The sequence below is a fragment of the Arthrobacter sp. Br18 genome (assembly GCF_000520555.1).
Taxonomy (GTDB): Bacteria; Actinomycetota; Actinomycetes; order Actinomycetales; family Micrococcaceae; genus Arthrobacter_D.
Window position 1 is genome coordinate 98,794 of record NZ_KI914857.1, and the last position, 3,538, is coordinate 102,331.

At 68.1% G+C, this 3,538-nt stretch carries 2 protein-coding genes and 1 pseudogene; 1 reads left to right on the top strand and 2 read right to left on the bottom strand.

The features are described 5' to 3' along the window. Nucleotides 1-456, top strand: a pseudogene (locus Y704_RS23335) (DUF1990 domain-containing protein); the annotation flags it as partial. Nucleotides 457-516: 60 nt separating this feature from the next. Here Y704_RS23335 and purL read toward each other — a convergent pair. Beyond that, on the bottom strand, nucleotides 517-2,808 hold the full coding sequence (gene purL, locus Y704_RS19805; protein ID WP_253904259.1) for a phosphoribosylformylglycinamidine synthase subunit PurL: 2,292 nt from the start codon (nucleotides 2,806-2,808) through the stop codon (nucleotides 517-519). After that, on the bottom strand, nucleotides 2,801-3,514 hold the full coding sequence (gene purQ / locus Y704_RS0108070) for a phosphoribosylformylglycinamidine synthase subunit PurQ (protein WP_051476829.1): 714 nt from the start codon (nucleotides 3,512-3,514) through the stop codon (nucleotides 2,801-2,803). The genes purL and purQ overlap by 8 nt, the downstream gene beginning before the upstream one ends. Nucleotides 3,515-3,538: the final 24 nt, after the last annotated feature.

The window sequence follows — 3,538 nt, forward strand, 5'->3', positions numbered from 1 at the left end:
TGGCCCGCCGGCTACCGGGGAATGGCCGAGTCGCACGGTATCGGGGCTGCGGATCCCGCCGCTGCCTTTCTCGCGCTGGCCGACGGCATCCTGTCCTGGGAGCTCCACCGCGGTGCGGGTCTCACCATGAGGCCCGACGCGCCCCGTGCTATACCGGGCGGGGAAGTGACCTCGGGGTTCGGCGTCGGCTGGGTCCGCCTGAGTGCACCCTGCCGGGTGGTCTGGGCGAGGGAGGCCGTGCTCGACGGCGCAGGACGAGCCGTTCCCGGCCAGCGGGCGGGCTTCGGCTATGGCACCCTGAAGGGCCATCCCGTGCGGGGCGAGGAGGGCTTCTATGCCGAACTGACCGCCGCGGGCCAGCTCGTTTTCACCTGCAGCGCCTACAGTGTGCCGGCAAACCTGTTCTACACACTCGGCGCGCCCGTCACCCGGCTCACCCAGAAGTACGTCCTGTCCCGCTACGTCGAGGCGGCGAGGGAGCTCGCGGCGCGCGAGCTGCCGTGGCCGGCGGCCGGGCTAGCCGAAGTGCTGCTGCAGCGTTCCCTCATGCGCTTCCCGAAGCTGCTCGAGCGGCAGGTTGAAGAAGCCCTGCACATCAAGCGCCTGGTTCTCGGCATCCACCACACCGATGCGCATCGCCGGGAAGTTCCGCGCCGTGCACATGTCGTTGAAGCGGACTTCCTCCGAGCGGGGGACGCTGACGACGGCGCGTGACTGGCTTTCGCTGAACAGTGCGGTGAAGGCGTCGATTCCGTCACGCTCGCACAATTCGTCGAGTCCGATGCGCGCGCCCACGTTGAACCGCAGCGCCATCTCGCACAGAACGGCGGCGAGGCCGCCCTCCGAGAGGTCGTGCGCGCCGTCGACCATGCCGTCCCGCGAGCAGTTCACGAGAATAGCCGCGAGTGTCCTTTCCGCGGTGAGGTCCACGGTGGGCGGCTGCCCGCCGAGGTGCCCGCGGAGGTTCGCCCACTCGGAACCGTCGAGCTCATCCCTGGTGGTGCCGACCAGATAGATGGCCTGCCCGTCCTCACGCCAGCCGGACGGCGTGCGGCGCGCGACGTCGTCGAACACTCCCAGTACGCCGACCACCGGTGTGGGGTGGATGGCTACGCCGCCGGTCTGGTTGTAGAGCGAGACGTTGCCTCCGGTGACGGGGATACCGAGTTCCTGGCAGGCGTCGGCAAGCCCGCGCACGGTCTCGGCGAACTGCCACATGACTTCGGGGTCCTCCGGGGAGCCGAAGTTCAGGCAATCGGTGACGGCGAGCGGCCGGGCGCCCGAGGTCGCCACGTTGCGGTACGCCTCGGCAAGGGCCAGCCGCGCACCCTCGTAGGGGTTGAGGTAGGAGTAGCGGCCGTTCGCGTCCGTGGAGATGGCGACGCCGAGGCCGGTTTCCTCGTCGACGCGGACCACGCCGGCGTCGTCGGGCATGGCCAGTGCCGTGTTGCCCTGTACGTAGCGGTCGAACTGGTTGGTGACCCAGTCCTTCGAGCACATGTTCGGGGAGGCCATGAGCTCCAGCACGGCGGCCCGCAGATCCTCGGGCTGTTGTCCGGCGAAGGAGTCCGACTGCACGGCATCGAGCCAGGCGGGGCGATGGTAGGGACGCTCGTAGACCGGACCGTCGTGCGCCACGGTGCGGGGATCGACGTCGACGATCTTCTCGCCGTCCCACTCGATGATGAGCCTGCCGGTGTCGGTGACCTCGCCGAGCCAGGAATACTCGACGGCCCACTTCGCCATGACGGCCTCGAACGCTCCGGCATTCTCCGGCGTCACGACGGCCATCATGCGTTCCTGCGATTCGGACATGAGGATCTCGCCGGGCGTGAGGCTCGGGTCCCGGAGCAGGACCCTGGTCAGTTCGACGTGCATGCCGCCGTCGCCGTTGGATGCCAGTTCGGAGGTGGCGCAGGAGATCCCGGCGGCGCCGAGGTCCTGGATGCCCTCCACCACCGAGGCCTTGAACAGTTCGAGGCAGCACTCGATGAGCACCTTCTCGGCGAACGGATCGCCCACCTGGACGGCGGGGCGCTTGGACGGTTTCGTGTCGTCGAACGACTCCGAGGCGAGCACCGAGGCGCCGCCGATGCCGTCGCCGCCGGTCCGCGCCCCGAAGAGGACCACGCGGTTGCCGACGCCGGATGCGTTGGCGAGCCGGATGTCCTCGTGGCGGAGGACGCCGACGGCGAGCGCGTTGACGAGTGGGTTCCCCTGGTACACGGCGTCGAACACCACTTCGCCACCGATGTTGGGCAGGCCGAGGGAGTTGCCGTAGCCGCCGATGCCGGACACGATGCCGTGCACCAGGCGGGCGGTGTCCGGGTGGTCGATGGCGCCGAAGCGCAGCGGATCCATAATGGCGACGGGGCGGGCGCCCATGGAGATGATGTCGCGGACAATGCCGCCGACGCCGGTCGCGGCGCCCTGGTAGGGCTCCACGAACGAGGGGTGGTTGTGGGATTCGACCTTGAAGGTCACAGCCCAGCCATCCCCGATGTCGACGACGCCTGCGTTCTCGCCGATTCCGACGAGCAGGTGTTCCTTCATCGCCTCGGTGACCTTCTCGCCGAACTGCCGCAGGTGCACCTTCGAGGACTTGTAGGAGCAATGCTCGCTCCACATCACCGAGTACATGGCGAGTTCGGCGCCCGTGGGGCGGCGCCCGAGGATCTCCTCGACGCGCTTGTACTCGTTCTCCTTCAGCCCGAGCTCAGCCCACGGCAGGTTCTGGTTCGGTGTGGCTTCTGCGTCGGCCACAGAGTCGATGTTGAATTTCCTGGACGTGTGAGTCAATTCAGCCAACCAACTTCTTGAGTACCGAGGTGAAAATGCCAAGTCCGTCGGTGCCGCCGCGGACGTCGACCTTGCCCTTCGCCGATGAGTCGGGACCGAATCCGGCCTCGACGGCGTGCTCGGGATGGGGCATCAGTCCGACGACGTTCCCCGCCTCATTGGAGATGCCGGCGATGTTGCGGCGTGAGCCGTTGGGGTTGCCGTCGACGTAGCGGAACACCACCCGGCCTTCCCCCTCGAGCACGTCGAGTGTGTAGTCGTCGGCGACGAACTGGCCGTCCTGGTTCTTCAGCGGGATGACGAGCTCCTCGCCCGGCGCGTAATCCGACGTCCAGGAGGTGTGGGAATTCTCGACCCGCAGCCGCTGGTCCCGGCAGAGGAAGTGCAGGGAATTGTTCTTGATCATCGAGCCCGGCAGCAGATGGGCTTCGGTGAGGACCTGGAAGCCGTTGCAGATGCCGAGCACGGGCAGGGCGCCGGTATGTCCGCGGCCTCCTCCGCCCGCTGCCGCAGTGATCTGCTCCATCAGCGGCGCGAAACGGGAGATGGCGCCGGCGCGCAGGTAGTCGCCGTAGGAGAATCCGCCGGGAATGATGACGGCGTCGACATCCTGGAGGTCGGAGTCGCCATGCCAGAGCTGGACCGCGGATCCACCGGCAAGGCGCACGGCCCGTGCGGCGTCGCGGTCGTCGAGCGAGCCGGGAAAGGTGACCACGCCGACCCTTACGCCGTCGAGCGG